We start from the raw sequence: 26243 nt of genomic DNA on the forward strand, positions 1-26243 counted from the left end.
GAAGAATAGGGAAGAATCTACCTATAGTCATTCTGATTTCTCTAAGGTTTACAGCAAGTTTCGCCCCCCTAGCCCCCCAATTCTGGGGGTAAATTGAGTTAAAGTCCCCCAGAATTGGGGGATTTAGGGGGCTTGCAGCTGTCGTTAGTGAGGTCAATTCATCTGAAAACGGCTGTAAATTAGGATTACTAGATCAGGTAGTTAAAGACTTCTGCGAAGGATGCACTAGTCAGAGTTTTCGATAATTTTAACAGGATAGCTACTTATGAAACTCTGTATCGTTACCCACAAAGTCATGAAAAATGATGGCCAAGGTCGAGTCAACTATGAAGTCGCCAAAGAAGCCATTCGTCGCGGTCATCAGGTCACCTTATTAGCCAGTAATGTCGCCCCAGAACTCCAGCAGAGTAATCAGGTAAACTGGATTTTGATTCCAGTTAAAAGGTGGCCAACAGCACTAATTCGTCATCTGGTCTTTTCCTGGCGGAGTGGCAATTGGTTAAATCAACACCGTAGTGAGCTCAACTTAGTAAAGGTTAACGGGTCCATTACCAGAGCTGGCTCAGATGTGAATGCTGTACATTTTGTCCACAGTTCTTGGTTGCGATCGCCTGCCCATACCTCTCGGCTACGTCGGGATTTGTATGGTCTTTACCAGCGGCTAGTTACAACCTTGAATGCCCATTGGGAAAAAAAATCCTTCCGTCAGGCAAAAGTAGTAGTCGCAGTTTCCGGAAAGGTCAAGAAAGAATTAGTAGACATTGGTGTACCCCCTGAATCCATTCGGGTGATTGTGAATGGTGTTGACTTACAAGAATTTTATCCCGGTGTGGCTGACCGCAAACAATTGGGTCTTCCCGAGGGAGTGCCTTTAGCATTTTTTGCTGGAGACATCCGAACACCTCGGAAGAACTTGGATACAATTTTGCACGCCTTAGTCCAAGTGCCTGAGTTACACCTAGCTGTTGCTGGCATCACAGAAGGTAGTCCCTATCCTCAGCTAGCCGCAACCCTAAATGTGAGCGAACGGGTACATTTTCTCGGGTACCGACGTGACCTCCCTGAGATTATGCGGGCGGTGGATTTATTTGTTTTCCCATCCCGCTATGAAGCTTGCACACTAGTGCTCCTAGAAGCAATGGCTTCTGGCTTGCCAGTGATTACAGCAAGCACAGCCGGGGGGGCTGAATTAGTTACCCCAGCCTGCGGAGTGGTCTTGTCTGACCCCAACGATACCCAGGCTTTGGCAAAGGAGTTAAGTCTTCTGGCTACTAATCCTGAAAAAAGGAAACAGATGAGCCAAGCTGCACCAAAGATAGCCGCCCAATACAGTTGGGAAAAGATGGCACAAAGCTATGTGGATTTATGTGAAGAACTGATCAGGTAGTCTAAATTTAATGTTTCGCAAAGGGAGCAGGGACTTCGGAGCAGGGGGGAGGGAATATGGCATCAAAAATTATCAGAATTCCTAAACGGATCCCTATTGTAATTGATTGGTTTTTGTTGAATGTTGACTGTTGACTGTCAACGGCTAACAGTAGTACAGACTATGGTCGATAAGTGGTCTTTAAGCAATTATTTTATGCTCTGGCAATATAAAAAGGTGATAGTATAATATTTGTCTGGTAAATCAGGACTATTGAAACAATTTGTTAATTTTTTTTTAGTCAATAAATAACCCTATAGAGCCTTTTTGGGAAAATGACCGGATAGCTATTTGTTGCTGTTGAATAAAAAAATAGCACTTTTGACGAAGGAAAATTAAACAGTTCTTACGGTTATTTGATTGTAATATAATTTTCGTATAAAGGAACTACTCCTGATGCAGGACATGAAACCAGTTGCTATTTGCATTCCTACCTATAATCAAGCCCAGTACTTATGGGAGTCAGTGGGTAGCGCTTGCCGTCAAACCTATCCTAATGTGGAAGTTTGGGTGTCAGACGACGCTAGCACTGATGAAACCCCTGAGGTTATGGCACAACTATGCCAGCAGTTTCCTCAAGTACGGTACTATCGACAGCCTAAAAACCTAGGTATGGCGGCTAACAACAATTGGGTTTTGAAACAGCCAAACACTGAATTTATTGTTCGTTTGGATTCAGATGATGCCCTGTTACCCAACTATGTAGAAACGTTACTACCCCTGCTAGAGAACCATCCAGAGGCGGGTTATGCCCATAGTGCTGTGCAAGAAATTGATGAACGCAGTCACAATCGAGCTGTGCGACGTATTGCAAGACAGCACGAGTTTCAGAGCGCAGACGAATCACTACTAGCCGCAGTTTTTGGGGTAAAAGTAGCTGCCAATATCGCTATGTTTCGGGCTGAAGCGTTGCCAGCAGTTAGGTTTTATGAAGATAGTCCCGATTTTGTACAGGACTATAACATGTGGGTCAGAATGGCAGATGCGGGTTATGGAAACGTTTATGCCAATGAGATATTAGCCTGTTATCGCGTTTGGACTGATGCTAAAAATCTACGTCCTAAGCGCAAAAATATTGAATTAAAAGGATGTATTCGGGTTTTTGAAGACAGTATCTTTCCTGCTTTTAAGCGACGGGGTTGGGATACAAAGGTGATTGAGCAGCAGCGTCGTAAACTGGCCTTAAGACACACAGCATACTGTTATCGTCCACTCTTCAATGAGGTAGAACGCACCGAGCTGATTGCTTTATTGAAAGAGTTAGGAGATTCACCAGCTTTGCGATTTCGCATGTTCTTATCGAAATTGGGCTTTCGTCCTGTCTTTGAATGGACAATTTATATGGAATTACAGTTGAAAGGTATGGTAAAAGGTTGGTTAAGTACTCTACAGAGTTATTTACGGTCTCAAACAGCAGGATAGTAATCTGTTTAGAATGTAGAATGAAGAATTGAGAATTGAGAATTGAGAATTGAGAATGAAGAATTAAAAATTAAGAATTTAGAATTTAGAATTTAGAATTCTGCATTCTGCCTTCACCATTCTGCCTTCACCATTCTGCCTTCACCATTCTGCCTTCACCATTCTGCCTTCACCATTCTGCCTTCACCATTCACCATTCTTCATTCTTCATTCTTCATTCTTCATTCTTCATTCTTCATTCTTCATTCTTCATTCTGACCAACAACCTTTAACCTTCAACTTTATAACCTTCAACCTTCCAACCTTTAACCTAACTCAACCGTAGAAGAAATGAGAATCACTGTTATAGTCCCCACCTATCGCCGTCCAAAAGACCTAGAACGGTGTTTAAAGGCCCTGGAGAAGCAAACTCGACCAGCGGATGAGGTCTTGGTGATTGTACGGGATACTGATGCTGAAACTTGGGAGTTTCTTGAAGCATTCAACCCTGAGGTTTTACCCATGCGTCCTGTGAAATTAAGTATTCCGGGGCAAGTGGCCGCTCTCAACGCAGGTCTTGATGCAGCACAGGGAGATATTATTGCCATTACCGATGATGATGCTGCTCCCCGTAGCAATTGGTTAGCTTATATTGAAACTCACTTTCTGTCCGATCACCGGATCGGGGGTGTCGGTGGACGGGATTGGGTACATCTGGGTAACTACCTGGAAAATGGTGCTAAAGAACGAGTAGGTCGAGTGCAATGGTATGGAAGGGTGATTGGTAATCATCACCTGGGGGTAGGTTTACCTCGCGAGGTGGATATCCTTAAGGGAGCTAACATGAGCTATCGACGAACTGCTATATCGGGCTTGCGCTTTGATCAGCGTCTGCGAGGGACGGGAGCTCAAGTCCATAATGATCTGGGGTTTAGTCTAGCCCTAAGAAAAGCGGGTTGGAAGCTGATTTATGACCCAGGGGTAGCAGTAGACCACTATCCAGCACAGCGTTTTGATGAGGATCAGCGAGGCATAGTTTTTAGCGATACTGCCCTAATTAATGCGGCACATAATGAAACTATAGTTTTGTTAGATTACTTCCCTGTTCTACAACGGATTATATTTATAGTTTGGTCAACATTGGTCGGAACGCGAGTTCAACCGGGTTTCCTACAATGTTTGCGGTCTTTCCCCAAGGAAGGACTTTTAGCAGGACAAAAGTGGCTTGCTTCTTTGCGTGGACGTTGGCAGGGTTGGTTGAGCTGGAAAAATTGCTTAGGCTAGCAAAAGGGACTGTGGAAGGTTATTTGGTTGAAGGTTGTTCGCGAAGCGTGGCCAATAGGCCAAGGTTATTTGGTTGAAGGTTGTTCGCGAAGCGTGGCCAATAGGCCAAGGTTATTTGGTTGTTCGCCTTTGGCGTTCCCGTAGGGTAGGTTATTTGGTTGTTCGCCTTTGGCGTTCCCGTAGGGTAGGTTATTTGGTTGACTGTTGACTAAATGTGGAAAGGGAATAGCAGATCTCGGAATACGAAATATTGAAAACTGCTGTATATCTAAATATTATGTCACGATAATTATCCTTAATCAAAATCTTCTCCATCTCCCCATCTCCCCATCTCCCCATCTCCCCATCTCCCCATCTCCCCACACTCCCATTAATTATAGGTATTAAACCGGACTTGATATAATCCCTAACACCTAATGACAAAAGGAATTCCGATCAAACTAGAACCAGCCCCTGCTTGGACAGCCATCCTGTTATTTGTTGTGATTACAATACTGGGCATTATTGCTGGTGCTGGCACCATCATGCGTATTTTATTGCCTGTGGTAGGGTTTGCGGTAGGTCTTTTTCTGTATCGACGGTATCCTGTCCTCTACTTAGGTTTTATGTGGTGGCTATGGTTTCTAATGCCGTTGGTTCGTCGTTTAATTGACTATCGCAGTAACTGGGTTAATCCGAGTCCAGTATTGCTAGTAGCGCCTGTGGTGACATGGATTACTGTGGATACCTTTCTAAAATACCTTCCTAGAGCCTATAAACAGGGGGGTTTGCCTTTTATTTTGGGATTCACCAGTATTTTGTATGGCTTTATCATTGGTCTGATTAAAAGCACTCCTATTTTCGCTATTCGAGCACTGATAGACTGGTTCACCCCGATTCTTTTAGGTTTCTACTTATTTATAAATTGGCGAGATTATCCTCGCTATCGCCAAAACATTCAGCGCACATTCCTCTGGGGTGTATTGGTGATGGGAGTCTATGGCTTAGTGCAATATGTGATCGCACCGGAGTGGGATCGATTTTGGCTGATCAACGCCAGAATGTTCTCGATGGGGAATCCCGAACCGTTTGGTATTCGTTTGTGGAGCACGATGAATTCCACTGGACCGTTTGCCGCAACCATGATGGTGGGTTTGCTGTTGTTATTTAATAATAACAGTCCTTTACGTATTCCTGCTTCCATAGCTGGTTACTTGTCTTTTCTACTAACGTTGTCACGGACGATGTGGGCGAGCTGGTTCTTTGGACTGGCTTCCCTAACCAGTTCACTCAAACCCAAAATCCAGATGCGCATCATTATTTCTATCCTGGTGATGGGAATTTGTATCGTGCCGTTAACCACGATTGAGCCATTCTCGGAGGTAATTGGTAGTCGTTTGGCAACATTTTCTGACCTTGGAAATGATCACAGCGCGGAAGTTAGACAACAGATCTATGAAGAGAGTCTTGGCAAAGCTCTTTCTATGGTTCTAGGTAATGGGATTGGAAATACATTCACTATCACTGAACAAGGGGAACTCCGAAGCCTTGTGATTGACAGTGGCATTTTAGATATGTTTTTTACACTAGGCTGGTTTGGCACTCTCCCCTATGTGTCTGGATTGCTCCTGCTGGTATATAGTGTGTTCCAATATCCTGAGATTCGCCGTGATTCCTTTATGAGTGCTGCTCGTGCTATTGGTTTGAGTAATTTAATCGGGCTACCGATTGGTAGCGCCATGCTTGGTGTCGGGGGATGTTATATTTGGGGATTTTTGGGTCTAACTATGGCAGCACATAAGTATCACCAGCATCAAAATAAGCTTTCTTCGGACATGGAAAGTATTGCTGAAGTGAACACTACTAAAGAAAAGATTTATGAAAATTTTCTGATCAATGGCACTGACAGAAGAATAACAGAAGTAGGAGATGGAAAGGAACAGCGGAAGGAACACCCGGATGTTTCAACTACCAATTCCTAACTAACTTATAAACTAACTTATAGGTCAAATATGGCGGTGCTTTGCTTTTTGGGAGAGGTTTGATGCGTATACTCCATATCTTAAACCATATTAAAGAAACTGGTAATGGTATTGTCAATGTAGCGATTGACGTTGCCTGTGAGCAAGCGAAAGCGGGTCATGAGGTTGCTATTGCCTCTGCTGGCGGCGGATATGAAACATTGCTAAGCCGTTATGGCGTCAGTCACTTTGAACTTGATCAGACCCGAAAACCGTTGCATCTGCTCAAGGCTGCTGGGCGTTATCGAGGGATAATCGCAGAATTTCAGCCAGATATTGTCCATGGACACATGATGACGGGAGTAGTCCTAGCTTGGTTCCTACGGGGTTCAGCAAAATATAAGCTAGTATCCCATATTCACAATGTTTACCAACGTAGCTCAGTAGTGATGGGATTAGCTGAACGGGTGATTTCTGTGAGTGATGCGGTAGCAACGTCGATGTCTAAGCGGGGTATTCCCATGGGGAAAATGCCTGTGATCAAGAATCGCACTTTAGGTAGTCCCCGATTACCGGCTTTAGATACCTGCACTCCTAAAGCTTTGGAACATCCGGCTATTGTCACGGTAGCTGGCATGAACCGACGTAAGGGAATTACTGAGTTAATTAGCGCTTTTGAGCAGGTCGCTAAGAGTTCTCCTAAGGCACATTTGTACTTAGTGGGAGATGGTCCCGACCGTCAAATGTTTGAAACTCAAGCTGCGGCATCGTCAGTTGCTGATCGTATCCACTTTGAGGGTTTTCAAAAAAATCCTCAAGCTTACATGATGGCAGCGGATGTTTTTGTCCTGGCTTCACACCGTGAGTCTTTCCCTCTGGTTTTGATGGAAGCACGACAGGTGGGTTGCCCGATTGTTGCTACTAGGGTGGATGGTGTTCCCGAAGCACTAGATTACGGTAAGGCAGGAGTGCTAGTTCCTCCGAAAAATGCGATCGCACTGGCAGATCAGATCGAGATGCTTCTGGCTAGTCCATCTGAACAGGATAGATTAAGACGTGCAGCACAGCAAAACATTGAGGAACTAACCGTCACCACTATGGTGGAGAAGATTACTACTGTTTATCATCAGCTTCTGAGATCAAGTCCGGTTGAATACCCATAATCAAAGTGTGGGGCTCGGGCAGGGGGAGATGGGGAGATGGGGAGATGGGGAGATTTTTATTAAGGGTAATTATGCGGACATCATATTACAGTCTTCAACCTTGGCCTATTGGCCACGCTTCGCGAACAACCTTCAACCGTCTAACCTTGGCCTATTGGCCACGCTTCGCGAACAACCTTCAACCGTCTAACCTTGGCCTATTGGCCACGCTTCGCGAACAACCTTCAACCGTCTAACCTTGGCCTATTGGCCACGCTTCGCGAACAACCTTCAACCTTCAACCTTCAACCATCTAACCTTGGCCTATTGGCCACGCTTCGCGAACAACCTTCAACCTTCAACCTTGGCCTATTGGCCACGCTTCGCGAACAACCTTCAACCTTCAACCATCCAACCTTCAACCTTCACCCTTGAGTCTTCAGTCTTTTAAATAGTTTCGAGTTCAGGGAAAAAACTATGTCAAGACCTATCCCCGAATGGCAATATGCTGCGATTGTTCCTGTGATCGCTGTTTTGGTAATTATTGCCCATTCTGTGATTAGCAACAATGACACTATAACTGCTGAATCCAACCCAAGCCAACGGTTAACTTACACTACCTCTTGGATCGGTAATACCTATGGTCCTGGAGGTGAGCTTCCCGGCAAGGGAAAACATGTCCAGCTATCGATTTTAGGGATGGCTGTAAGTCCCGATGGTACGGTTTATGCTAATGCTCCCTGGGATGAAGCTGGTAGAGAAGGGGGGGTTTATAAAAATGGTGATGTTCTTGGTCAACTCGATGCTACCCATGGCTGGGGACGATCGGGGGGAACTGCGATCGCAGTCAATGATAACTATATTTACATGGCGATGACACAAAAGGGTCGCTATGGCGTAGGATATCCCAATTCTGATGATAAATGGTATTGTGTTCGTCGCTATAACAGAAGTAATTATAAAGGAGCAAAGTTTAAGGGGGGTAATGGCTATGATAAGAGTATGTTGATTATCAATACCAATCAAGGTTTGATTCGGGGAATTGCAGCAGATAATAGTCGCTTATATGTTAGTGATACTCCTAACAATAAAATCAAAGTTTATGATGCCCAGACCATGAAACCGGTTAAAAAATGGTCAGTGAATCAACCGGGTAAGTTAGCATTAGATAAAACTGGATCATTGTGGGTTATCCAGAACAAGACCAATAAGATACTTAAGTTAAATATAGAAACGGGCAAAGTTCAAGGTAAAATTGAGTCGGTTCGCATCCCTACAGCTATTGTTGTGGATAATCAAAATCGCCTATTAGTAGGAGATGGTGGACCTGATAACCAGATTAAAATCTTTAAAAATCTAGACAGCAGTGGAAATCCAACTCCTGATGGAACCTTTGGTGTCAAAGGGGGAATATACAGCGGAAGTCCTCAGGAAATTGGAAAAATTAGACCCTTACATTTTAATTCCATTACCGGGATTGGAGTCGATCAGGATAATAATATTTATGTCGCCAGTGATCCCAGTCGAATTTACGCTTGGCAAGCCGGTGGATTAACCGTGGATAGCTACAAACTGGATGGCACTCTCAATTGGAAATTGCAAGGTCTCTTATTTATTGACATTCCTGATATTGATCCAGCGGATGAAACTGTTGTTCATACGAAAAATCAACAGTTTAAACTAGATTACAGTAAATCATCAGGTCAAGAATGGACTCATGTCGCCCATACCGTTAATCCCTTTAAATATCCTAATGATAAGCGAATTAATAAGACTATCAAGCATAATGCTGGTGCTATGATTCGCCGGGTTAAGGGTCGGAAGCTTATGTTTACTAATAGTATGTATACCGAGTCAGCTGGTATCCATGTTTATCGGTTTAATCCGGACACTGATGGGGAAGTTGCTATTCCCACTGCCTCATTTTGGGGAAGTCAATTGGATTATCGGTATTGGCAAGATAAAAACGGTAATGGACAAGAGGAACAGGCTGAAAAAGGTGAATATAATCAAGGACAAAACTATCGGGGTTGGGGATTTTGGCCTGATGATGACGGTAATATCTGGATAGGTACATCAAGAAACGGGATTAAAAAACTATCCCTTAAACGGTTTGATGCCTACGGCAGCCCGATTTACGATATTAACAATCAACAATCCTTTGAAATGCCAAAGGAATTTCAAATTATTCAACGACTTGAGTATCATCCGAAAACCGATACCATGTACATTGCTGGATATTCCCCGACGTTTGATAAAAGGGGTGATTGGGGATTGATTGGTAACAGAGCTGTCAAATATATCAATTGGAGTAAAGCGCCACAAAAAGCCGGTGAAGTAGTCATCGCTTACAATCAAAAATCCGAAGGAGTAAGACCAGATTTACCGAAAAGTATGGCGGTTTCGGGAGACTATTTATTTGTCGGCTATGTCGATAATAGTTTTGAAAAAGATCCGAATCGATACCCTAAAGTGCGAGTTTATGATTTTCGCACAGGTCAAGAGATTGGCAAAATAAACCCCGGCCCAGAAGTCAAATCAACCACAGGTTGGCTGGATGTCCCGATGGCCTTAAGAGTAGTGCGAAGAAAAAATGGAGAATACTTGCTATTTGCTGAAGAGGATTTTTACGCTAAAGCTTTAATGTACCGGATAAAGATAGACCCCTAAGCTAAGCTGTTGTGCATTTAAATTTTGAATGGGAGCGCTTTGGGGAGATGGGGAGATGGGGAGATGGGGTGAAGATGTGGTGGTTTTTCAGGTTTTTTCCTAATTGGAAAATAGGCAATTTAAAGGCACAGCAGCTTACCAATTTAATTGATAGCGTTGATCATACTTATCAGGTACATTCAATTTTTTTCCCGCTACTCCCTACTCCCTACTCCCTACTCCCTACTCCCTACTCCCTTTGCTTTAACAAACACTATCGAGGCTATAGTACTGTGAAAACACTTCAAATTGGTATGGGTTGGTTCCCTGAACAAGCAGGAGGACTCAACCGAGTTTATTACGATTGCACTCGTTACTTACCCCAAGCTGGTGTGGAGATGCATGGCTTAGTGGCAGGCTCAACCGCTGTATCTGAAAACTCCGGTGGTCAAGTCCAAGCCTTTGCTAGCCATAAATCCCCTCTCTGGCAACGCTGGAGCGGTATCCGACAAACGATGCATCGAGTGCTGAAGGAGGAAGACTACCCCCTAGTAGTGTCCCACTTCGCTTTATATACCTTTCCAATTCTCGATCAATTAGACAGTCGCCCAATGGTGATGCACTTCCAAGGGCCTTGGGCCTTAGAAGGGCATGTAGAAGGCAGCAATACCGTTGCGACTCGCTTAAAATGGATGCTAGAGCGGGTGACTTACAAACGGATAGCTAAGTTTATCGTACTTTCTGAGGCTTTCCGCAACACCTTGCACCAAGAGTATCATATCCCACTAGAGCGCATTCACATCATTCCTCCGGGGGTTGATACCGAGCGTTTCGACACCACCATTACACCCCAGGAGGCACGGTCAAAACTAGGCTGGTCTCAAGAGCGACCAATTATCTTAGCTGTGCGACGGTTAGCTAAACGCATGGGCTTGGAAAATTTAATTGCAGCAGTGGATCAGGTGCGTAAGCGCTATCCAGACGTGCTGCTACTGATAGCGGGTAAAGGCACACTGATGCCAACCTTGCAAGCACAGATTGAAGCATTAGGACTGACTGACCATGTCCGCTTGTTGGGTTTTGTGTCGGATCAAGATTTAGCCCTAGCTTACCGTGCTGCAAGTTTCTCAGTTGTGCCAACCGTGGCATGGGAAGGCTTTGGTCTGATTGTTATTGAGTCATTGGTGAATGGAACGCCAGTTCTAGGAACACCTGTAGATAGTATTCCAGAGATTCTACAGCCTTTTTCAGAAGACTTATTGTTTGAAGGGACTTCTGTTGATCAACTTGCTCAGGGCATGATCGAGGTATTTTCTGGTCAGCGTCAACTCCCTAGCTCTGAGGCTTGTCAAGCTTATGTTCATGAGCACTATACTTGGCCGGTGATTGCTCAACGAATTAAATCTGTTTATCAAGCTGCCATCGATTAATCAACATTTAGCTCAGATCAGTTATCAGATTAGTCTCTGAGCTTTTGCACGTTTGAAACACTCTTTTTTGGACTACCCACTCTTATGAAGCGCCGTCGAGTCCTTTTTGTCGATCATGCCGCCGTTTTGGGCGGAGCTGAGTTGAGCCTGCTGGATCTGGCCACTGCCTACCGGGACACCAGCGAAGTACTACTGTTTGCCGATGGCCCGTTCCGGGAACGGCTGGAAGCTGCACAGGTGAAGGTCAAGGTCATACCTGCACCCCAAGCCATCTTATCCGTAAGGAGTTCAGGGGGAATGAGCGCCGCTCTCAAGGCATTACCTCCCCTGTGGTGGATGGCTTGTCGAATAGCAGCAGTTGGACGTGAGTTTGAGCTAGTACACGCCAACTCCCAAAAAGCGTTCATTGCTGCTGCGATCGCAACATTGATGGGCGGTCCTGCAGTGGTTTGGCACCTGCGAGATATTGTGACCGCACCACACTTTAGCTCCCTCAATCGTGCGATAGCCGTTTTCCTAGCTAATCGTCTAGCATCTCAAGTATTGGTCAATTCTCGTGCTACTGGTGAAGCCTTTATCGCTGCTGGGGGACGTGAAGACCTAGTAACACTGGTTTACGGCGGTATTGGTTCAGACCCCTTCGATAATCTCGCATCGGATCAATCAGCTCAAATCCGTGACCAGCTCGGCATTGGTGATGCTCCACTGGTTGGTTTATTCAGTCGGCTATCTTACTGGAAAGGTCAGCATATTTTACTAGAAGCCTTACAGGAACTCCCCAATGTACACGCCCTGTTGGTTGGTGAAGCGCTATTTGGTGAAGCAGAATACACCTCACGGCTCAAAGCCATGGCTGCCGCACCAGAACTTGCTGGTCGTGTTCACATGCTGGGATTTCGCAATGACGTGCCAGCATTGATGTCTGCTTGCGATATTGTAGTCCATACCTCTACTGAACCGGAACCCTTTGGTCGGGTGATTGTCGAGGGTCAGTTGGCAAAACGACCCGTAGTTGCTGCTGCTGCTGGTGGTGCAGTGGAGTTAATTCAGGATGGCGTGACTGGTCACTTGGTACCGCCAGGAGATCCAGTAGCACTGGCTAAGGTCATTGGTAATTTGCTCAGTGATCCAAGCGCTGCAGATAGGCTAGCCAAGGAGGGTTATATCCATGCCAAGTCTACTTTTTCCCTGGAATCCCTGTTGATGACTTTTGACCAAGCTCTGAACAAGGTATAGCGCAGCGCTATACCATCAATCCTAGTTTCACATTTGATTTGAAAACGCTATAAACGCCAGGGTAAGGGCAAGAATCAATAAGGCAGGATTTTTATAAAAAATATTGATAATAAAAATCAATAGTGCTGAGCATCAAGGCTTAATATTGTCTTAATCCTTGCCCTACATCACATTTTGGCTCAATTTTTCTTGCGCTTACCCTGCATGTATCCCCCGGATATTCAGGTGTTTGAATAAGCTGATCATGCTCTTGTGCTTATTGACCAGGCATTTTACACATATAGTGTTTTTTTTATTAAAAAAACACTATATATATGATTCAGAAAATTAGATGCGTTTACCCTGTGGTTATATTCCATTTGTTATAATAATTGTTATCATAAAAAAAACTTATAGGCAAGAGGGAGAGACGAAGGGAGGATAAGCGTGTAAAACGTGTAAAAGGAGTAAGAGGGGTAAAAGGAGTAAGAGGGGTAAGAGGGGTAAGTTTGACAATCTAATACATATTGCTGTCTGATATTTCCCAATATCTGTCATAATCTCAGTTTTATTAACTAATAAATAGCAATAGGTATGTAAATTGCTATCATAAAGGTCGCCTACTGATAACCAGGCTAAGGGCAAGAAAAATTGAGCCCAAATGTGATCTAGGGCAAATATTATGAAAATATTAAGCTTTTATTTTTAGCACTTTTCAGGACTATTGCACTTTATTATCAATATTGTTAAGGGTAATACCTGTCAGTATTCATTCTTACGCTTACCCTGCTACTGATCAAGCTCTAGATTGCTTGTTTAATCATGGTGCAACCATCCATTGAATCAAATACCTCAACACATACCTCAACTTTTCCCAGATCGATTGACATTGCAACTGTGTGCGTCTACGGCATTGGCATTCTATCTGCTGGTCTATTCCTGTTTTTACCTGTTGTTAGTTTGTTAAGCCCTAGCCCCTGGCAACGGACAATGGGAGCTATCCATGGGTCTGCTGCGATGTTAGCAGTGCTGGTTATTGCCTATGCAGGACATCTGGCTTTTCCTTTGTTAAGAGGGTCTGCTAAGATCTTGCCCCAAGTCCGCACATTGACCTTTTGGTCATCTTGCTTAGCTTTTTTGGCAATCGTTTCTGGTAATTGGGCCTATATGCGCTACCGTGCTCCTCTGGGGGGTGCGCGCGCCTGGATCAGAGAAAATACTCCGCTGGTTCATTACCTATTCATGGAGTATCACGAATTTACAGTCCTGTTTACTCTGCCGCTGGGAGTTGCCTGCACCTGGGTTCTCTGGAAATATGGCGACTCAATTTTAGAGAAGAAAAACCGTCCTGTACTAGCAGCTACCAGTATTGCCTTGATGGCGATGATGTTTTTCGCCCTGGGTGGTTTTGTTAGCGGACTCAATGTCGCTAAAACCCATGGTCTATAGCTGTTTTTTGTTTTTAAAATTCTTTCTCTGTAGAATATTGCTCAAGAAAAATGTCTCAACACTCCTCTCAAGACTTTTCTAGTCAACCTCTATACAGCCAATTTTGGACACAGCTTAAACAATTTCCAAAGGGTTTAGCCTCTGGCTCTAAATCTCCCCCAACGCTCTCTGGACCAGCAGCAGCGGCATTGCTTAGCGCTGCATTTAGTTGTTTCCTGTTAATGGTTAACCAACACCTAACATCCATTTACAAAGTTTGGAACAAAATTGTTTGGGATCTAGGGGGTTGGATTCCAGGCAGTCGGAATCCAGATCCAATTTATGGCGAGATCGGCAGCTACTCTGGCAAAGAAACGGTAATGCTAGTAGGATGGCTTCTCAGTTGGTTTATCTTGGCTCAACTTTGGCAGAATCGCCAAGTCCAGGCAAAGACCCTGATCTTTTGGCTATTTACGTTCATCGCCGCTGCCACAATTATGAACTGGCATCCAATTTTTCCCTATTTACCGCTCATGCCTAAGTAGCACTGACATATCTAACACCGCAGTAAGGATTCAGCCCTTAGCGGTCAGCGGTCAGCGGTCAGCGGTCAGTGGTCAGCGGTCAGCGGTCAGTGGTCAGCGGTCAGCGGTCAGCGGTCAGCGGTCAGCGGTCAGCGGTCAGTGGTCAGCCATTCGTGTAGCGTGAGTCTTGGCCTTGGCCAAAAGGCCACGCTACGCGAATGGCTGAAAGCTCAATACTGAATACTGAAAGCTGTTCGGTGTAGCGTGGGCGTAGCGTATTAGCTGATAGCTGAATACTGAAAGCTGTTCGGTGTAGCGTGGGCGTAGCGCATTAGCTGATAGCACCTCAAGTAGCGTGGGCGTAGCGCTTAAGCTGATAGCTGAATACTGAAAGCTGTTCGCCTAGCGTGGGCGTAGTGCATAGGCTGATAGCACCTCAAGTAGCGTGGGCGTAGCGCTTAAGCTGATAGCTGATAGCTGAATAGTTACACACGGCACATATGTGACAAGATTACAGATCTGACAACAGAGGTACTATGCAACAATCAACAACAACAGTTAAGCTCACAAAAAAAACAGTATCGATCCAGGAACTACATAAGTATGTAATTTGGGGTGTTGGTATCTGGATCATCTTTGTATTGACCTTTGTGAGCGCCTACTATCGAGTCAGTAAAAGTGAGAAATTTGACGGCATGCCTTACAAAACTCTCACAGATGAAGATTCCCAAAAACCTGCTGAATCTTATCCAAATAACTAAACCCAACATCCTGTGCTGGGTGCGGCAATAGCGCACCCAGGTCTAGGTGTAAAAAGTTGGGCGTTGCTTAATAATGGAATGATTTTAAGAGTTTTTAGGTGCGCTTTCCGCATCTAATTATTAAATTCGCCACGGGTCGCACCTGTGGAATAGGCATCTTGCCGTGGAATGGGCATCTTGCCCGTTATAGCGCTACGCGCAAGTCAGAAGTTAGAAGTCAGAAGTCAGAAGTAAGCTATGACTAAGTTTGCTGAGTTTAGGAATGTCCTAAGCTTAATGCGTAGTGCTATACAATCTTCGGGCGGGCAGGATGCCCACTCTACTCCTATTCATTGCTCTATTCAGCAACGCCAAAAGTTGCGCTAAGTCAATCACAATCTGTGGCAGGTGTTGCTGAATTGAAGTGTGAATGCGCGATCATTTGATTTTGCTAAAGTCCCGGTTGGTTAGGGCTTTCAGCTTGTTAATAAATGTTTCGCCAGCGGTATCAAAATTAAGGGGCTAGGGGAGCAGAATCATAGCCATAATCAGCAACACCATGAAGTCAAAACAACAATAAATTAATGACCAATGACTAAAGATAAATGACAGATGTCAATAAAATTTAGATGCGTTTGCCCTGTACTAACCTGTACTAATTAATTAATCATGAAAAAAAGGAACAGCATCAAAGGGTTTAGTTTCATTAGTTCTGCTGTTGTCGCCTTAAGCCTTGCTCTTGTGGGATTGCAAAGCTCGTCCCCAGAAGCAAAAGCACTGACGATTGAGGGTGACTCTACTGCCGCAGAACTATTGAGTACTTTGCAAAAAGGGGGTCATGTCATTTATTTTAGACACGGAAATGCTGTCAGAAATGTGCGACCAGATGCGGTTGACCAATTGCCTGACCAGTTTCAAGAGTGTTTAGATCCTGGACGACCCTTAAGTGCTGATGGTTTGGTCGATATGCAGAATGTTGGAGAGCATTTTAAACAGCTCAACATCCCTGTAGGTAGAGTCCTGGCAAGTCCGGCTTGTCGCTGCATCGAAACACTTTGGTATGCTTTCAATGAGGATGTGGCGGAGATCGAAGTTGTCAAAAGCCTAAACGCTATTCCAGACACACCCAGTTATGATCCAGTAGGGCTTTGGAAAAATCTTCATGAGATGCTACAGACAGTCCCCAGGGTAGGGACGAATACGGTTTTATCTGCCCACAGTACAAACATTAAGGCTCTAACTGGTTTAAAGGTCGCTCAGGGAGAAGCAGTAGTATTTCGACCGGATGGGAAAGGGTGGTTTGAGTTAGTGGCTCGCATCGAACAAGATGATTGGCAATCGCTTCCTCCAGAAATCAGATAAAGTGAGAAGGCGACAAACTTGGACATGAAAGCAACCCTTGAGCCCACGAGTGTGAGACTATGCCTACAACCTCCCGATGGCGGGAGGTTGAGTGAATCTAATCCTCTACGCGATTGCGCACCGGCGCACGCTACGCGATCGCCCATAATTCCCCTGGAACTCCTTCCCAACCAACTCCCAACTCCCCAAACGAAGTTTTCTCAATAGGCGGAAACCGGCCTTTAGAATTAAACTGTGATTGATGTGATGGATTTTTCAAAAAGCGTTCGGGAAACGGTTCTTTTGGAACATCGCCAGTTAGTGAAATCATACCGTGATTTAGCAACGCCGGTAAAAAAAGCTGGTATTTCGTTCAGATGAGCAACGGTTGTGGTTGCCACGGGGCTTTGAAGGTGCGAACACAAGCCTGAGCACACAGCTTCTCCAACGGAAATTCCCCTTAAATAGGTACTAACTAGCTTGTCAGTACCTATTTAATAGGTACAGTACCTATTTCTTCCGCCAACGGGCATCTGGCCTTCGCCCAAGGCATTCGAGCCGCCCAGCGTTCCTTTCCTGGCGCAAGATACGACGAATCAGATCAATTCCTACTTGACGGTAGAAGGGGCTGTTGGATTAATGTCTTCCCAAGTAGTCCCTGGATTTTTGGTAATAGGTAATTGCTAATGGGTAATGGTCGTAAGATTACTGATTACTGATTACCGATTCCCGATTCCCGATTCCCGATTCCCGATTCCCGATTCCCGATTCCCCGAAAATCCTAGGTTATATCCCTGTTATCGAAAGGATATCAGTATTTATGTAATTTTCCGGTTAAACTCTCCAGGCGATAAGCACTATACTTGCCTTTAAGTGAAGGTTTCTAAAAAGAGAAACGAAGGAAAAAGTGAGACTGGTAATAGGGAGATGGGGAGTTTTCCCACTCTCCCCTTATTTTATTCAGGACTTACGCATTTGCCCCCTAAATTACCCAATTCTGGGGTACTTTGACATCATTAACCACCAGAATTGGGGGGCTAGGGGGGCGAAAGACACTTAACCGCGTAAGTCCTCTTATTTTTTCCTTGTCCCAAAACACGTATCAGGCTAACACTATGCTGGCTAGGGTTTGGAGTGGTTCAATTATCGGCATTGATGCTGTAAAAGTAGGGGTTGAAGTAGATGTGTCCGGTGGCTTACCGGGAATTGTAGTCGTTGGTTTACCGGATACCGCTGTCCAAGAGTCCCGAGAACGGGTGAAAGCAGCACTGAAAAATGCTGGTTTTGCCTTTCCGATACGCAAGATTGTGATTAACCTGACCCCGGCTGACTTACGGAAAGAAGGTCCTAGTTTTGATTTACCGATCAGTGTTGGTATTTTAGCGGCATCGGAACAGTTAAATCCTCAGTTATTGGGAGACCACCTATTTCTCGGAGAAGTGTCCCTTGATGGCAGTTTGCGACCTGTGGCTGGTGTACTTCCAATTGCTGCGGCAGCAAAGCAAATGGGAATTACTGGGTTAGTGGTTCCTGCTGACAATGCTACAGAAGCTGCAGTGGTGAATGGCATCACTGTGTATGGATTTGAGCACCTATCAGATGTTGCTGATTTCCTTAACCAGCCAAACCGCTATTCACCGGTAGAGATTGATAGCGTGGGGCAGTTGCAAGTAACCCAGTCCACTGCACCGGATTTGAAGGATGTTAAAGGTCAGGCTCATGGGCGTCGAGCGTTAGAAATTGCTGCGGCTGGGGGACATAATTTAATCTTTGTCGGTCCTCCTGGCAGTGGTAAAACGATGTTGGCGCGACGATTACCGGGAATTTTGCCACCGTTGAGTTTTGCTGAAGCTTTGGAAGTCACTCAAATTTATTCTGTTGCTGGCTTATTGAAAAATCGCGGCAAACTGATCTGCGATCGCCCTTTTCGCAGTCCCCATCATTCCGCCTCTGGCCCATCTCTTGTGGGTGGTGGTAGTTTTCCGAAACCGGGAGAAATTTCCTTAGCCCACCGGGGAGTTCTATTTTTAGACGAGTTGACAGAATTCAAGCGCAATGTCTTAGAGTTCCTACGCCAACCTTTGGAAGACGGACAAGTCACTATTTCCCGCACCCGCCAATCGGTACAGTTTCCTGCTCAGTTTACCTTAGTGGCTAGTACCAATCCCTGTCCCTGTGGATACTTTGGTGACCCGATCCAACCTTGCACCTGTTCCCCTCGCCAACGGGAACAATATTGGTCGAAGCTATCAGGACCATTAATGGATCGCATTGATTTACAAGTAGCTGTGAATCGGCTTAAACCTGAAGAAATCACTAGAGAGTCTACAGGAGAAGAATCAGCACCGGTGCGAGAACGAGTCCAAGTCGCACGCGATCGCACTCATCACCGCTTCCACACTGAACCCACTCTTCATTGCAATGCTCAGATGCAAAGCCATCATCTACGTCGATTCTGTAAATTAGATGATACTTCCCGTAATGTATTAGAAGGGGCTATTCGCAAACTTGGTCTTTCTGCTAGAGGCACCGACCGTATTCTCAAAGTTGCCCGTACCATTGCCGACCTGAGTGGTGATGATGACCTTAAAACCCAACATGTTGCTGAAGCCATTCAATATCGTACTATTGATCGGATGCAATAAGCTCCAATCAGGGGCAATTGATGGGTTAACGGATCTAACGGATGGCACTATAGCTTGTAGGGTGGGCAAAAATAGTTTGGTTATGCGTGAGTATTCTAGATAATATTACTTTGCCCACCCTACTTTAATTGGCATTTTTTTTACACTCACGGATGGGAATATAGGGAGTCGTAGGCAGGACGAGTTGAAGGCATGAAGCAAGTCAAAGCAGTTTTATGTGGATATTACGGCAAGGGCAACGGTGGCGATGAAGCCTTGTTAGCGTCACTGCTGCAAATGCTCCCAAAGTCAGTGAAGCCGATAGTCCTTTCCGGTAACCCTAGTCAAACTCGTCAGCGCTATGGAGTAGAAAGTTGCGATCGCATGTCTACCCTACCAGTGCTCAAGGCCATGCGCTTTTCGGAACTATTCATCTGGGGGGGTGGTAGTTTAATCCAAGATGTGACTAGTGCCGCTAGTCCTCTCTACTACTGTGGTTTAATGGGATTAGCTCAAAGGATGGGTCTGAAAACCATTGCTTGGGCCCAGGGGGTTGGTCCAATTAAGCGTCGGCTGATTGGTTGGCTAGCCCAGCGGTCCTTCACCGGATGTACAGCAGTCAGTGTCAGGGATTATGGCTCAGCGACACTCCTAGCGGATTGGGAAATTCCGTTTATTATGGCTCCCGATCCAGTTTGGGCATTAGACTCCAAACCTGTACCAGGATTGTGGGATTTACCAGCACCAAGAGTAGCAGTTACTTTGCGATCGCATTCTACCCTAACTCCCAAACGCCTGAATAATCTGACCCATGCCTTAGTGGATTTTCAGAAAGCGACACAAACCTGTATTTTATTAGTCCCTTTCCAAGCTTCCCGAGATTTGACCATTGCTCAATCTATTGCGTCTCAGTTAACCGGTCCCCATCAGATCTTTTGTATAGAAGACCCTAGAGAATTAAAAGGATTATTTCGCGGGGTGGAAATGGCGATTGGGATGCGCTACCACAGTTTGATTATGGCAGCAGCGGAAGAATGTCGATGTTTTGCCCTCAGTTATGACCCTAAAGTTAACTACTTGATGGAGCAACTGGATTTACCTGGATGGGATGTTGCTAGTTTACCAGATGACCCAAATGTGATTAGTAAAACCTGGCTAGAACACTATGCTAATGGTGAACCATTGACTAAAGACCAAATTCAGTCATTGGTAGACCGGGCAAGGATGCATCAGGATCTGCTGATGACAGTTTGTTAATTGTTAATTTTCCAAAGGGAACAGGGAGTAGGGAGTAGGGAGTAGGGAGTAGGGAGTAGGGAGTAGGGAGTAGGGAGTAGGGAGTAGGGGTAGGTTTTTTACATTTAGGGTTAAACAGGGAGTGTGGGGCGGGGGCGCGGGGGGAAAATATCAAGAGGAGATAAGAGGAGATATAGCACTACCCATTAAGATTAGGAGGCTGGCAACTGTTAAGGATTTTATCCAAGAATGTTGCACTATCTACAAAGATGTGTTAGACTTTAAACATAGATTCAGTTTCATTAGAGATACTTTGCGACTTACATTAAAGCCGAAAACCAAGGGTTTAAGGGTTGCGTTTTTTGTCAATAGTGGAATCAAATTTATGCGCTAAGCCGGGCATAGTCCGGGTTTAGCCTTGGGAGATACCCCCTGGCTGGCAAAATCCAGCTTGCATTAGTGAGCCAAAATCTGATTTGTAGATTTTGGTAGCTAAAAAGTATCGGAAGTGAAAATAACCTATAGTGTGAGGATAAAATACTAATGCCGCGATCGCATTCTCAAAGGTTGGTGGGCATTGCTTTGGTGAATTCGGGCAGGTAGGGGAGTGGGAAACAGGCAATGCTCACCCTACAAAATGCGTAAGCACTTGTCACGCCCTCAGCTCATCTACTTCTCCTGCGTCTGGGAATTGGGGCTGGTGTAGTGGGTTGGTATGCCTTAAGTCCATGATCACCAGTAAGAATCTCCACCTGGCAACCAGTTTTTGCGTAGAATTCTGCTACAGTTTTGATGGTAGCATCACCTATTGAAACTTTTTGTGCTGCGAGTTGAGACCATTCCACTGCTAATTTTTTCAGTCCTTGAGCGTCCCAAAGCACTGACTGATCCGTGAAAGCTGCCCAAGGTGTTTTTTCATCTGCTGCTTTTTCCATAATCTCAGCTAAAGCTTGGGCAGTTTCATACCTTTTTGTTCTAGCTTGAGCAATATGATTACCAGTTTCAATAATAGCAGCCAAGGGTAGTACAAACGTTGTCGATGCTTTTTCTTCTTTTTCCAAAAGCTCAACAACTCGCTGCTTATTCCATTTATTATTACCAGACCCACAAGTCTCTTTTCCAGGAACTTCTAGGTAAACGCAGAGAATCGATGTATCGATAATCAGAACCTTCCTCATGTCTATAGTGGCTTAGGATCAGAAATATTCCTTTCAATAGCTCCTTTAGTCACTAGGTTTCCCAAGGAACCAGATGCCATTAATTTAGGTAAATTATCAATAGTTTCTAGAAGGGTGAGTGTGCTTTCTCCAGTTTCTGAAGCCCGGTGTGCCACAACTACGAAGGGAATCATTTCTGGTCCTAAAGCATCTAGCAAAGCCGGATTGTGAGTAGTGACTAATATGTCGATTTTTCTCTTTTCTCCAATTTCTTTGAGCATGTTTATCAGCAGATGTAACCGAGATGGGTGCAATCCATTGTCTACATCTTCAATTACTAATTGACTCCCTTCTGGTCGTGTGATCAGTGCGGTAATAATTGCTAAGAAATGCAGGGTTCCATCCGACATTCCTCGCGCATCAATTTCTGTAGTTTGACCAGGTTTCCATTGTTCTTTACAGTAGAGCATAGCATCTGTACCAAACTTTCCTACTGGTTCCGCCCAAACTTCCTGTATATCTCGTTCTGGCAGATATTTCAAGTAAGCAGACACCGTTGAGTCAAACTCGTCTTTTTGCTCTTTAGGTAATGCGGCTAGCACACCAGCAATATTAGAGCCATCACTCTCAATGCGATCAGAAAGCGGTGAATAGTTCCGCATTCTGGCCGGAATAGGATTAAAAATAAAAATATTTTCTATAAGTGTACAAAGGTTTAAGATTACATCCCTAACATCGGCATGGGAGTCTATTTCCCTAAGTCTAGTCAAACTAGAATTAGAACCTTTCCAGTATTTTGGCAAAGGAATTTGTTCTTGCTCCGGCAATTTAACCTGAATACCTTGGTCTGGAGTTCTAGGATAAGATACTTGGAGCAAACTAGTTTGAGTAGGGAGTTGATTACTATCTGGTGAATAGACCTGGCGAATTAGAGATTCATCAGATAACTGAACACGTGGTTTCGTTTGTACTGTAATACTATAAAGGTAATCCGTTTGATCATCCTCTCCCTCAACCACAACTTTCAAGGTAAAGTGAGATTCTGGCTTGAGTGACGCCCACTCTACTCCACCTCGAATCCCAGGAAAAGCAGCATCCCCTGCCAAAGCCGATTGAATCTCCTTTCCAAACACTATTCGTTTTAAAAGTTCCAAAGCATCAATTAGATTAGATTTTCCACTAGCATTCGTTCCGATTAACACAGTCAGGGGATCAATCGGGAGTTCTGCATAACGGAAGCTTTTCCAATTTTTCAAAATAAGTTTCTTAAGCATTTCCTACCTCAAACCGTTCCCAGGCAGTGCCTTGATAACCAAAGGTGAACAGGTCTGGATGCAAAATTTCCGCTATCATTTCTACTGAATCGACTAGTCTTGGTCCTGGACGATTGAAATACCCATTACCATCAGTAACAAAAACCTTACCCTGGCGTACGGCTTGCAAACTTGACCACTGGGAATGGTGAGCCATCTGTTGGGTTTCTTGTGTTGTGCGTTCCAAATCAAAGCCGCAAGGCATTACAATAATTACGTCTGGATCAGCTTTGACTAAAGCATCCCATTCCAGATAAGGGGAATGTTTACCTAGAGCCCCAAACAGAGGATTACCACCTGCAATTGTCACTAATTCAGGAATCCAGTTACCAGCAGCCATGAGCGGATCAGTCCACTCAATGCAAGCAACAGTAGGGCGGTGATTTTCCGACATTTCCTGTGTCTTTTGCCTACAGGTTTCGACACGAGACTGTAATTGCTTCAGTACAGATTGTGACTCTACTCCCAGGATGGTAGCAACTCGCTCAATATCTGCCCACACTTCAGTTAGCAAGTTTGGCTGCAAGGAAATTATCTGAGGCTGGCTATTTGTAAGATTAGCAACTGCTTTCTCGACCACATCGAAGTTGACAGCACAGACATCACATTGATCTTGAGTAACAATGTGGGTTGGTTGCAGTTGTTCTAAAACATCAGTTTTTACTTGGTAAATACTCAAAGCACGTTTTACCAGATTGTTTATATCATCATCAATCTGGGCACTAGGTTTATCGCTGTTGATTTGAGCCTCGGTGCAGACAGGTCGATTTTTGATGGTTGCGGGATAGTCGCATTCGTGGGATCGCCCCACAATGGCATCTGTTAATCCTAAAGCGGCGACAATTTCCGTGGCACTGGGGAGCAGAGTAACAATTTTCAGGTTTTGTGAAAGCATAGTTTAGATGTTGATAAGTTAAGGAGATAAATAGTCAATAATAGGGAACAGGGAACAGGGAACAGGGAGTAGGGAACAGGGAACAGGGAGTAGGGAACAGGGAACAGGGATTAGGGAACAGGGAACAATATTATCACAATTCATTTAGCTTTTGTAGGGTGGGCAAAGGTCGATGATTCCTAATATAATTGCCAAATTTTCAATATTTGCCCACCCTACCCCACTGATAGCTGTTCGCGTAGCGTGCGCGTATCGCATTGGCTCTTGTCAGGTGGGCAAAGGTCGATGATTCCTCATTAAATTGCCAAACTTTCAATATTTGCCCACCCTACCATGCTGACCGCTGACTGCTGACCGCTGACTGCTTATAAATTAACCAACACCATAGTCCGTATATTGCCGAAATTCTGGTGCTTGAAACCCCAGCACAATATCGTCCTTCGCTACCCCTCTCTCCACAAGTTTTTGGGCTATTCTCATTTCCGTCATATTTTGTTCAATCCAAATCTTTCCCTTCTTAATATCCAAGTGTAAAACACAACCATAGACCCGCCGATAGCCATCCCATCCCACAGTCATTACCATGTAGTGGTCTTGTTTGGTATCAAAAACCGTGTAGCAATCAATCACTCCATTGGCGATGGGAATGGCAGCATAATCCGTCAACAACGACTGAATGATCTGGCGATAATACTCTAGGTTATCCATTGTACAATTACCTCTTGAATCGGGTCATAAATTATTTGTTTAATCTGATATCTTTCTAATAAAAATTGGGTAAATTCGCGCTTGAAAAAAGCTTCATAAGCAATCACAGGCACGGCTAAATATAGAATACGAGTTGGATCATTGATTTCTAAGGCAAGCCGATAATTCAAAAACTGTCCTAATGCAGCATGGTAAGCTGTTAGTGGCGAATCACTCAAGAAGGTTTTAATCTCTACTGCAATTTTTTCTTGGCCTCGCTCTGCTGCTAACAGTTGCTCCGCACCTAAATCAATTTCAAACTTGGTTCCGCCTACTTCCAGTCGCAACGGATCATCAGTAATCTTCCACTGCTCTTTTTCTAGGGCGATTCTAACCGCAGCATGAAATTTATCTTTGGCTGCCATTGTTATTTTTTTGTAGTTTACTTACAATCATAGAACAATTCAGATTCCAGTGCGATCACTAATAGTAGACCCCTTGCCAAAGTAGTATTCTGATACTGTTATTGATGTAGTCGCTCAAGTCGGGAACCCCATCAGTGCCATTCGGCTATATTATCAAGATCAGCGTAGGCATTTGGGATCGCACTAATCCGACCCCATGCAGTTATAGTGCCTGATAGCTGATAGCTGACGCCGGCAGGTTCGGGGGTTGGTTTCAAGCAATGCCCACCCTACTAAATCCGTACTACAACATGCGATCGCTTTTAGCGGAAGCTTCGCTTCATCGCGTAGCGTGACCATTCGCACCTCAAGCAGCGTGGCCAGAGGCCAAGCGTGGCCTTTTGGTCAAGGTCAATCGCGTAGCGGCTCCAAAGGAGCATCGCACTAGAAAAATCTCCTGAGCCGGAGCGTGGAGCTAGGAAAGATGGTGAAGGTAAAACAGTTCTTGAGTTTTCGGTGATGACGCAGGGAGTTAAACTAGGAAAATTTGTGGCATTCAATGGAGATGCCGCCATTCACACTCAGGCTTTTGCTGCCCTAGAGAGTCTTGAAGGGAAGTGTGGGAGGTGTGCTAAGTTGGGACAGTTTGGGAAGTTTGGGAAGTTTGGGAATTCGACTAATTTATAGTTATGAGAAATCCTAAAAAGCAGTTAAATATATTATCATTGACTCACTACATGTTTGGGGGATTTGTCGGATTTTACTCCCTGTTTATACTAATGTTGTATATCCCTTTTGGTCTGTTCATGATTGGTGCAACTGACTCAATTCCTCCAGACTTATCAGGAGAGTTATCAGAGTGGTTTAAGTTATCACGAAATGTCTCATCGGACTTGCCTGGCTATTTGCTGGTCATTTCTGGTGCCATACTTTTCATCCTTGGAGAAATCTTTGCTTTTGCTATCATTATCTCTGGATATATGCTCAGAAAAAGCAAGAATTATTGGTTTTCGTTTATGATAGCTTGCCTACTCTGCTGGTTCAGACCATTTGGCACACTTGTTGGAGTTTTAACGATTGTTGTTCTATCTCGGGAATCGGTAAAAAAATTATATCCTTTTAACTATTAAAAGGGAATAGGGAATCGGGAATCGGGAATCGGGAATCGGGAGTCGGGAATCGGGAATTGGGAATCGGGAACAGGGAGTCGGGAATCGGGAATCGGGAATCGAAAGCAAGGAACAGGGAAAAAATTTTTTGTATCTCATTGTCTTGATCCAAAGCGCGAATGGGGGTTTCCCACAAGACCGGGCTGCATCGCTACTATAAGAACCACTGTAGTTAGTATTACTATACTTGTGATTAGTGTAAGAGTGAACGGCTGAGTGCGATGGCCTTTGGCCACGC

At 44.6% G+C, this 26243-nt stretch carries 30 protein-coding genes; 20 read left to right on the forward strand and 10 right to left on the reverse strand.

Features of this window, described 5'->3' with window-relative positions:
- Positions 1 to 265 precede the first annotated feature (265 nt).
- The 3 genes from F6K57_RS13195 to F6K57_RS13205 all read left to right on the forward strand — a co-directional run bounded on the left by F6K57_RS13195 (position 266) and on the right by F6K57_RS13205 (position 4111).
- Positions 266 to 1387: a glycosyltransferase family 4 protein gene (locus F6K57_RS13195; RefSeq protein ID WP_293068237.1), complete on the forward strand. Its 1122-nt coding sequence runs from the start codon at positions 266 to 268 to the stop codon at positions 1385 to 1387.
- Positions 1388 to 1822: 435 nt separating this feature from the next.
- On the forward strand, positions 1823 to 2848 hold the full coding sequence (locus tag F6K57_RS13200; protein WP_293020009.1) for a glycosyltransferase family 2 protein: 1026 nt from the start codon (positions 1823 to 1825) through the stop codon (positions 2846 to 2848).
- Positions 2849 to 3178: 330 nt separating this feature from the next.
- Complete coding sequence (locus F6K57_RS13205; RefSeq protein WP_293020007.1) at positions 3179 to 4111, forward strand: glycosyltransferase family 2 protein; 933 nt, start codon at positions 3179 to 3181, stop codon at positions 4109 to 4111.
- Positions 4112 to 4300: 189 nt separating this feature from the next.
- On the opposite strand, the gene F6K57_RS13210 is transcribed toward F6K57_RS13205, so the two are convergent.
- Positions 4301 to 4474: a hypothetical protein gene (locus F6K57_RS13210; protein ID WP_293020006.1), complete on the reverse strand. Its 174-nt coding sequence runs from the start codon at positions 4472 to 4474 to the stop codon at positions 4301 to 4303.
- Between the two features lie 53 nt (positions 4475 to 4527).
- Between F6K57_RS13210 and F6K57_RS13215 the strand changes: the two genes are divergently transcribed.
- The 16 genes from F6K57_RS13215 to csaB all read left to right on the forward strand — a co-directional run bounded on the left by F6K57_RS13215 (position 4528) and on the right by csaB (position 20401).
- A complete protein-coding gene (locus tag F6K57_RS13215) occupies positions 4528 to 6072 on the forward strand; it encodes an O-antigen ligase domain-containing protein (RefSeq protein ID WP_293020004.1) in 1545 nt (514 codons plus the stop codon).
- A 62-nt stretch (positions 6073 to 6134) separates the two neighbouring features.
- Positions 6135 to 7214 carry a glycosyltransferase gene (locus tag F6K57_RS13220; RefSeq protein ID WP_293020002.1) on the forward strand — a complete coding sequence of 360 codons (1080 nt, stop codon included), beginning with the start codon at positions 6135 to 6137 and terminating at the stop codon, positions 7212 to 7214.
- 44 nt (positions 7215 to 7258) lie between these two features.
- Positions 7259 to 7450: a hypothetical protein gene (locus F6K57_RS13225; protein WP_293068243.1), complete on the forward strand. Its 192-nt coding sequence runs from the start codon at positions 7259 to 7261 to the stop codon at positions 7448 to 7450.
- Between the two features lie 2 nt (positions 7451 to 7452).
- Positions 7453 to 7644 (forward strand): hypothetical protein, encoded by a 192-nt coding sequence (locus F6K57_RS13230; RefSeq protein ID WP_293068246.1) that lies wholly within the window; start codon positions 7453 to 7455, stop codon positions 7642 to 7644.
- Positions 7645 to 7670: 26 nt separating this feature from the next.
- Positions 7671 to 9863: a hypothetical protein gene (locus F6K57_RS13235; protein ID WP_293019996.1), complete on the forward strand. Its 2193-nt coding sequence runs from the start codon at positions 7671 to 7673 to the stop codon at positions 9861 to 9863.
- A gap of 47 nt (positions 9864 to 9910) precedes the next feature.
- A complete protein-coding gene (locus tag F6K57_RS13240; RefSeq protein ID WP_293019994.1) occupies positions 9911 to 11272 on the forward strand; it encodes a glycosyltransferase family 4 protein in 1362 nt (453 codons plus the stop codon).
- 84 nt (positions 11273 to 11356) lie between these two features.
- Positions 11357 to 12508 (forward strand): glycosyltransferase family 4 protein, encoded by a 1152-nt coding sequence (locus tag F6K57_RS13245; protein ID WP_293019993.1) that lies wholly within the window; start codon positions 11357 to 11359, stop codon positions 12506 to 12508.
- 801 nt (positions 12509 to 13309) lie between these two features.
- The gene (locus F6K57_RS13250) at positions 13310 to 13936 is read left to right on the forward strand and encodes a hypothetical protein (RefSeq protein ID WP_293038756.1); all 627 of its coding nucleotides are present in this window, start codon (positions 13310 to 13312) and stop codon (positions 13934 to 13936) included.
- A gap of 50 nt (positions 13937 to 13986) precedes the next feature.
- Positions 13987 to 14460, forward strand: a complete 474-nt coding sequence (locus F6K57_RS13255; protein WP_293068249.1) for a hypothetical protein — start codon at positions 13987 to 13989, stop codon at positions 14458 to 14460.
- 515 nt (positions 14461 to 14975) lie between these two features.
- A complete protein-coding gene (locus F6K57_RS13260; RefSeq protein ID WP_293019988.1) occupies positions 14976 to 15200 on the forward strand; it encodes a hypothetical protein in 225 nt (74 codons plus the stop codon).
- 98 nt (positions 15201 to 15298) lie between these two features.
- Positions 15299 to 15445: a hypothetical protein gene (locus F6K57_RS13265; RefSeq protein WP_293019986.1), complete on the forward strand. Its 147-nt coding sequence runs from the start codon at positions 15299 to 15301 to the stop codon at positions 15443 to 15445.
- 403 nt (positions 15446 to 15848) lie between these two features.
- A complete protein-coding gene (locus tag F6K57_RS13270) occupies positions 15849 to 16541 on the forward strand; it encodes a hypothetical protein (protein ID WP_293019984.1) in 693 nt (230 codons plus the stop codon).
- A 51-nt stretch (positions 16542 to 16592) separates the two neighbouring features.
- Entirely contained in the window at positions 16593 to 16748 is a 156-nt protein-coding gene (locus tag F6K57_RS13275) for a hypothetical protein (RefSeq protein WP_293019982.1), read from the forward strand.
- A gap of 465 nt (positions 16749 to 17213) precedes the next feature.
- Positions 17214 to 17393 (forward strand): hypothetical protein, encoded by a 180-nt coding sequence (locus tag F6K57_RS13280; RefSeq protein WP_293068250.1) that lies wholly within the window; start codon positions 17214 to 17216, stop codon positions 17391 to 17393.
- 242 nt (positions 17394 to 17635) lie between these two features.
- Positions 17636 to 19165, forward strand: coding sequence for a YifB family Mg chelatase-like AAA ATPase (locus F6K57_RS13285; RefSeq protein WP_293019979.1), 1530 nt, complete (start codon positions 17636 to 17638; stop codon positions 19163 to 19165).
- A gap of 192 nt (positions 19166 to 19357) precedes the next feature.
- Positions 19358 to 20401 (forward strand): polysaccharide pyruvyl transferase CsaB, encoded by a 1044-nt coding sequence (gene csaB / locus F6K57_RS13290; RefSeq protein WP_293019978.1) that lies wholly within the window; start codon positions 19358 to 19360, stop codon positions 20399 to 20401.
- Here the strand turns inward: csaB and F6K57_RS13295 are convergent.
- The 8 genes from F6K57_RS13295 to F6K57_RS13330 form a co-directional block, all read right to left on the reverse strand.
- Entirely contained in the window at positions 20331 to 20555 is a 225-nt protein-coding gene (locus tag F6K57_RS13295) for a hypothetical protein (protein ID WP_293019976.1), read from the reverse strand. The genes csaB and F6K57_RS13295 overlap by 71 nt on opposite strands.
- Before the next feature lie 490 nt (positions 20556 to 21045).
- On the reverse strand, positions 21046 to 21558 hold the full coding sequence (locus tag F6K57_RS13300) for a hypothetical protein (protein WP_293058579.1): 513 nt from the start codon (positions 21556 to 21558) through the stop codon (positions 21046 to 21048).
- A gap of 2 nt (positions 21559 to 21560) precedes the next feature.
- A complete protein-coding gene (locus tag F6K57_RS13305; RefSeq protein WP_293068253.1) occupies positions 21561 to 22811 on the reverse strand; it encodes an AAA family ATPase in 1251 nt (416 codons plus the stop codon).
- The gene (locus tag F6K57_RS13310; RefSeq protein ID WP_293068255.1) at positions 22804 to 23745 is read right to left on the reverse strand and encodes a cobalamin-binding protein; all 942 of its coding nucleotides are present in this window, start codon (positions 23743 to 23745) and stop codon (positions 22804 to 22806) included. Before F6K57_RS13310 ends, F6K57_RS13305 begins: the two co-directional genes overlap by 8 nt.
- Before the next feature lie 18 nt (positions 23746 to 23763).
- Positions 23764 to 23889 (reverse strand): hypothetical protein, encoded by a 126-nt coding sequence (locus F6K57_RS13315; protein WP_293068257.1) that lies wholly within the window; start codon positions 23887 to 23889, stop codon positions 23764 to 23766.
- A 228-nt stretch (positions 23890 to 24117) separates the two neighbouring features.
- Positions 24118 to 24453: a XisI protein gene (locus F6K57_RS13320; protein ID WP_293019968.1), complete on the reverse strand. Its 336-nt coding sequence runs from the start codon at positions 24451 to 24453 to the stop codon at positions 24118 to 24120.
- The gene (locus F6K57_RS13325) at positions 24441 to 24857 is read right to left on the reverse strand and encodes a XisH family protein (RefSeq protein WP_293068259.1); all 417 of its coding nucleotides are present in this window, start codon (positions 24855 to 24857) and stop codon (positions 24441 to 24443) included. Before F6K57_RS13325 ends, F6K57_RS13320 begins: the two co-directional genes overlap by 13 nt.
- A gap of 302 nt (positions 24858 to 25159) precedes the next feature.
- Entirely contained in the window at positions 25160 to 25411 is a 252-nt protein-coding gene (locus F6K57_RS13330) for a hypothetical protein (protein WP_293019964.1), read from the reverse strand.
- Between the two features lie 114 nt (positions 25412 to 25525).
- Between F6K57_RS13330 and F6K57_RS13335 the strand changes: the two genes are divergently transcribed.
- Entirely contained in the window at positions 25526 to 25966 is a 441-nt protein-coding gene (locus F6K57_RS13335) for a hypothetical protein (protein ID WP_293068261.1), read from the forward strand.
- On the opposite strand, the gene F6K57_RS13340 is transcribed toward F6K57_RS13335, so the two are convergent.
- Positions 25956 to 26141 carry a hypothetical protein gene (locus F6K57_RS13340; RefSeq protein WP_293068263.1) on the reverse strand — a complete coding sequence of 62 codons (186 nt, stop codon included), beginning with the start codon at positions 26139 to 26141 and terminating at the stop codon, positions 25956 to 25958. The two genes, F6K57_RS13335 and F6K57_RS13340, sit on opposite strands and share 11 nt — an antisense overlap.
- Between the last annotated feature and the right edge of the window lie 102 nt (positions 26142 to 26243).

The sequence above is a fragment of the Moorena sp. SIO4A5 genome (genome assembly GCF_010672005.1).
Classification (GTDB): domain Bacteria; phylum Cyanobacteriota; class Cyanobacteriia; order Cyanobacteriales; family Coleofasciculaceae; genus Moorena.